Annotated in this window: 6 protein-coding genes and 1 pseudogene; 5 read left to right on the plus strand and 2 right to left on the minus strand. The window is 62.6% G+C overall.

Annotated elements, in window-relative coordinates; genetic code table 11:
- A partial coding sequence (rplM, locus tag EN745_RS30210) for a 50S ribosomal protein L13 (RefSeq protein WP_127422937.1) occupies nt 1–243 on the minus strand: 243 nt, incomplete at its 3' end.
- A 227-nt stretch (nt 244–470) separates the two neighbouring features.
- Nucleotides 471–936 (minus strand): annotated as a pseudogene (locus EN745_RS30215) (PaaI family thioesterase).
- 184 nt (nt 937–1,120) lie between these two features.
- Here EN745_RS30215 and EN745_RS30220 point away from each other — a divergent pair.
- From EN745_RS30220 to EN745_RS30240, 5 genes are all read left to right on the plus strand, one after another.
- Nucleotides 1,121–1,942, plus strand: a complete 822-nt coding sequence (locus EN745_RS30220) for an enoyl-CoA hydratase (RefSeq protein WP_127422938.1) — start codon at nt 1,121–1,123, stop codon at nt 1,940–1,942.
- Nucleotides 1,943–1,967: 25 nt separating this feature from the next.
- Entirely contained in the window at nt 1,968–2,390 is a 423-nt protein-coding gene (locus EN745_RS30225; RefSeq protein ID WP_127422939.1) for a VOC family protein, read from the plus strand.
- Nucleotides 2,391–2,399: 9 nt separating this feature from the next.
- Nucleotides 2,400–3,182, plus strand: a complete 783-nt coding sequence (locus EN745_RS30230) for an AAA family ATPase (RefSeq protein WP_127422940.1) — start codon at nt 2,400–2,402, stop codon at nt 3,180–3,182.
- A complete protein-coding gene (locus tag EN745_RS30235; protein ID WP_127422941.1) occupies nt 3,179–3,700 on the plus strand; it encodes a CoA-binding protein in 522 nt (173 codons plus the stop codon). Before EN745_RS30230 ends, EN745_RS30235 begins: the two co-directional genes overlap by 4 nt.
- Before the next feature lie 160 nt (nt 3,701–3,860).
- Nucleotides 3,861–4,824: aminotransferase class I/II-fold pyridoxal phosphate-dependent enzyme (locus EN745_RS30240; RefSeq protein ID WP_127422942.1), on the plus strand; the 964-nt coding region annotated here is incomplete at its 3' end.

Below are 4,824 nucleotides of genomic sequence, written 5' to 3' on the forward strand. Positions count from 1 at the left end.
GGGATGGCCGGTGTGCCAGTAGTAGACCTTGTCGGTGTACTTCTTGCCGGTGAACACCACCTTGTCGGCATTGATGACGATGACGTTGTCGCCGTCGTCGACATGCGGGGTGAAGGTGGGCTTGTGCTTGCCGCGCAGATGGTTGGCGATGACAGTGGCGAGGCGGCCGACGACGAGACCTTCGGCGTCGATCAGCACCCACTTCTTCACCACATCCGCAGGCTTCTGCGAAAAGGTAGCCATGGTTCTTGCTCTCGGTTGGACCCTCCCTACCTGCGAAGGACAGGGAAAGGCGTTTCTTGTTGCTTGGATTGGCTGGGGTGTTCGCCCGTCGCCAATAACAAAACGGCGGCCGTTGCGGGCCGCTGCTTCACGAGGGCTTATAGGCGAGGGCAATCAGCGCGTCAAGGCGACCGAAATCTCTCTTTGCGTGGAAAATATAGCAAAAACAACGAATTGAGTAAAAGGTATTATTTTACCACATCATTCGGGCGTTTCGGCGGGATCGAATAGGTGCCCGTGGCATGCGCTACCGTGTGTCCGTCCGGCCCGGCGACGATGTCGATGTCGAACACCATCAGGCTTTTTCCCAACTTCAGGATGCGGCAATGGCCGTCGATCGGACCGGCCTCGGCCTTGCGCACGAAGTTGATGTTGAGGTTGGTGGTGACCGACAGCGCATCCGGCCCGGCATGCGAGAGCACGCAGACATAGCCCCCAATATCGGCCAGCGTGAACAGCGAAGGGCCGGAAACCGTGCCGCCGGGCCGCAGATGCCGCGCATCGGCATTGAGCCGCACGGTGCAGCCGCCGGGAAACAACCTCCAGCGCCTGATAGAAGGAAAACTGGTCGTTGAGCTGCGGATAGACGCTTTCCATCAAACGATTGACGTCAGCCGCGGTCAACACCGGCTTCAGATTGCTTTGAGCGGGCATCGGCGATTTCCTATGTGCGGGACGGGCAGGGCACCCAAGGCGAGGGCGCCTGGACCAAATGTTGCGGCCGAGAAAACACGGCTAGCGGCTTTTCTTCAATCGGCAGCGTGCTAGTTCTTTTGTTCCATGGTCTGTGAAGTTCGCCACAGCAGGCCGAGAAGGATTGGGCGGAGAGGTTTGGAACATGGCTGAAGTCGTCGCCATCAAGCCGGCAATCGCCGAGGGGCCTGTTGTCGCCAGCCTGGACAAAGGCATTCTTCGCCTGACGCTCGCCAGCCCACCGGCCAATGCCTTGTCGCTGGCGGTGATGGCGGCGCTGATGGCCGAGTTCGATCGCGCGAAATCCGACAGATCCGTCCGCGTCATTATCCTCGCGGCGTCCGGTAAGGTGTTCTGCGCCGGCCACGATCTCAAGGAACTGAGCGCGCACCGCAGGGATGCTGATCGCGGCCGGGGTTTCTTCGAAAAGACCTTTGCCGCCTGTGCCGAGTTGATGCAGGCGATCGTGCGCCACCCCAGGCCCGTCATCGCCGAGGTCGACGGCCTCGCCACCGCCGCAGGCCTGCAACTGGTCGCGAGCTGCGATCTTGCGATTGCCTCGCACGAGGCGACGTTCTGCACGCCGGGCGTCAACATCGGCCTGTTCTGCTCGACGCCGATGGTGGCGCTGTCACGCAATGTCTCGCGCAAGCAGGCCATGGAAATGCTGTTGACCGGCGAGACGATCGACGCGGCCACAGCCAGGGAATTCGGCCTCATCAACCGCATCGTGCCGCGCGAATACCTGAATCAGGTTGTCAGCAAATACGCGCAAACCATTGCTTCAAAATCATCTTTGGTGATCAAGACGGGTAAGGAGGCGTTCTACGCCCAGGCCGAGATGGGGCTGGCCGACGCTTATGCCTACACCGGCCGGGTGATGGTCGAGAACATGTTGGCGCGCGACGCCGAGGAAGGCATCGGCGCTTTCGTCGGCAAGCGCAGGCCGGAATGGAAGGACGAGTAGGGCGCCCGGAAACAGGAAGATCCGAATGGAACCGCGTATCTCCATCATCACCATCGCCACCGACGATCTCGATCGCGCGACGCGCTTCTATGAGGGCATGGGCCTGGCCCGCCATCAAGGGATCACCGAGGGCGTCGCCTTCTTCCAGATGGGTGGAGCCATTCTCGGCCTGTTCCCGCGCCAAAGCGCCGAGGAAGATTCCGGCGTCAGCTTTGCAAAGGCGCCGTCGGCCGTCTATCTCGCCTACAACACCCGCTCCGACGCCGAAGTCGACGAAGTCCTCGCCATGGCCGAGAAGGCCGGCGGCAAGATCGTCAAGCCGGCCGGCCGCGCCTTCTGGGGCGGCTGGTACGGTTATTTCGCGGATGCCGACGGCCATGTCTGGGAAGTCGCGCACAATCCGGCCTTTCCGATCGCGGAAGACGGCTCGATTTCCCTGCCGGGCTGACGGCCGCACATGGCGCCTCGCAAGCAACTGACGCGGCTGAAGGCGCCTTATCTCAAGCGCATCCTGCTCGAGCCGGCGCGCGTCGAGGAGTGGGAACAATATCCCTGGAACCTGCCGATCTTCGCCAGCCGCGCGTTCGAGTTCGAATTCACCACGCCGATCACCATTATCGTCGGCGAGAACGGCACCGGCAAATCGACGCTGCTCGAAGCCATTGGCGCGCTGGCCGGCTATGACGAGGCGGGCGGCGGCAAGGGTTACAGGCCGGTCGATCATTCGGCTGCCATCGACAAGAGCGGGACCGCACTGGCCAACGCCTTGCGCGGCCACTGGCTGCCGAAGGTCACAGCCGGCTGGTTTTTCCGGGCAGAGTCCTTCTACTCGGTGGCGCGCTACCTTGATCGGGCGGCACTCGAAGACCCGTTCAAACCGCCGCCGCCGGATTTCCTGTCGTGGTCGCACGGCGAAGGTTTCATCCGCTTCTTCGAGGAGCGCTGCCGCCGGCAAGGCATCTACATCCTGGACGAGCCGGAAAGCGCGCTTTCGCCGACGCGCCAGATCGAACTGCTCAAGCTGCTGAGGCGAATGGACCGGTCCGGCACCGCGCAGGTGATCATGGCGACGCACTCGCCGCTGCTGATGGCCTGTCCCGGCGCGCGCCTGTTCCGCATCAGCCGCTTCGGGCTCGACCTGGTCGATTTTCGCGACACCGACCACTTTCGCATGATGCGCGATTTCTGCGGCGATCCGGATGGTTTTCTCGCTGAAGCGCTGTATGAGGACGAGGCATGAACCACGACAGCTACGACAACACCTATATCGCCGGCATCCTCAATTCGGTGAAGACCGTCGCCATGGTCGGCGCGTCGCCCAACGACGTTCGGCCGAGTTTTTTCGTGCTGAAGTACCTGCTGGCAAAGGGGTTCTCGGTGTTTCCGATCAATCCTGGCCATGCCGGCAAGGAGATCCTCGGCCGCACCGTCTATGCCAGTCTCGCCGACGTGCCGCAGCCGGTCGACATGGTCGACATCTTTCGTGGCTCGGTCGCGGTGCCGGGCATCCTAGATCAGATTCTGCGGCTCGATCCCTTGCCGAAAGTGGTCTGGATGCAGCTTGCCGTGCGCAATGACGAGGCGGCCGTCCGCGCCGAGGCCGCCGGCATGAAGGTGGTGATGAACCGCTGCCCGAAGATCGAATACGGCAAGCTGTCGGGCGAGATCGGCTGGACCGGCGTCAATTCCGGCGTGCTGTCGTCCAAGAAGCCGCTGATGCGCCAGGGTTTCCAGAGCTTCGGCGTAAGGCAAAAATAGCCCGGCTGCCGCGGCGCAAAATTATTCCGGGCAGGATCGGATTTTCTCGCGCGTTCGTCCCGCATCGCACGCTGAAAGGCATTTTCTTCTTTGCATTCATGAGCGGCCTTCGCCAAGAATGCCCGGCGATTTCTTGAGCAGGTTCCTGAGGGAGGTTTCGATGACGCGCACGCCCGGTTTCAACACGCTCGCCATTCATGCAGGCGCCAAGCCCGACCCGGCGACCGGCGCGCGCGCGACGCCGATCTACCAGACCACCTCCTATGTCTTCGATGATGCCGACCATGCCGCCTCGCTGTTCGGCCTGAAGGCCTTCGGCAACATCTACACCCGCATCATGAACCCGACGCAGGCGGTGCTCGAGGAGCGCATCGCGGCGCTCGAAGGCGGCACGGCGGCGCTGGCGGTCGCGTCCGGACACGCCGCGCAGATCCTGGTGTTTCACAATCTGATGCGGCCCGGCGACAATTTCGTCGCGGCGACGAGGCTTTACGGCGGCTCGATCAACCAGTTCGGCCACGCCTTCAAGAATTATGGCTGGGAGGTGCGCTGGGCCGACACCAATGATGTTTCGACCTTCGAGAGCCAGATCGACGACAGGACCAAGGCGATCTTCATCGAGAGCCTGGCCAACCCTGGCGGCATCTTCGTCGACATCGAGAAGATCGGCGACATCGCCCGCAGGCACGGCCTGCCGCTGATCGTCGACAACACGCTGGCCTCGCCCTATCTGGTGCGGCCGATCGAGCACGGCGCCGACATCGTCGTCCATTCGCTGACCAAGTTCATCGGCGGCCACGGCAATTCGATCGGCGGCGCCATCGTCGACGGCGGCACCTTCGACTGGTCGAAGTCGGGCAAATATCCGATGCTGTCGGAACCGCGCCCCGAATATGGCGGCATCGTGCTGCACGAGACCTTCGGCAATTTCGCCTTTGCGATCGCCGCGCGCGTACTCGGCCTGCGCGACATCGGCCCGGCGATCTCGCCCTTCAATGCCTTCCTGATCCTGACCGGACTGGAGACGCTGCCGCTGCGCATGCAGCGCCATTGCGACAATGCGGCGAGCGTCGCCGGCTGGCTGTCGAACCATCCCAAGGTCGCGTGGGTGAGCTATCCCAGCC

It is taken from the genome of Mesorhizobium sp. M4A.F.Ca.ET.022.05.2.1 (assembly GCF_003998845.1).
In the GTDB taxonomy this organism is placed as follows: Bacteria; Pseudomonadota; Alphaproteobacteria; order Rhizobiales; family Rhizobiaceae; genus Mesorhizobium.

Coding starts and splice junctions, on each gene's coding strand:
- EN745_RS30225 (WP_127422939.1), top strand. CDS start 1,968: ATGGAACCGCGTATCTCCATCATCACCATCGCCACCGACGATCTCGAT.
- EN745_RS30230 (WP_127422940.1), top strand. CDS start 2,400: ATGGCGCCTCGCAAGCAACTGACGCGGCTGAAGGCGCCTTATCTCAAG.
- EN745_RS30235 (WP_127422941.1), top strand. CDS start 3,179: ATGAACCACGACAGCTACGACAACACCTATATCGCCGGCATCCTCAAT.
- EN745_RS30220 (WP_127422938.1), top strand. CDS start 1,121: ATGGCTGAAGTCGTCGCCATCAAGCCGGCAATCGCCGAGGGGCCTGTT.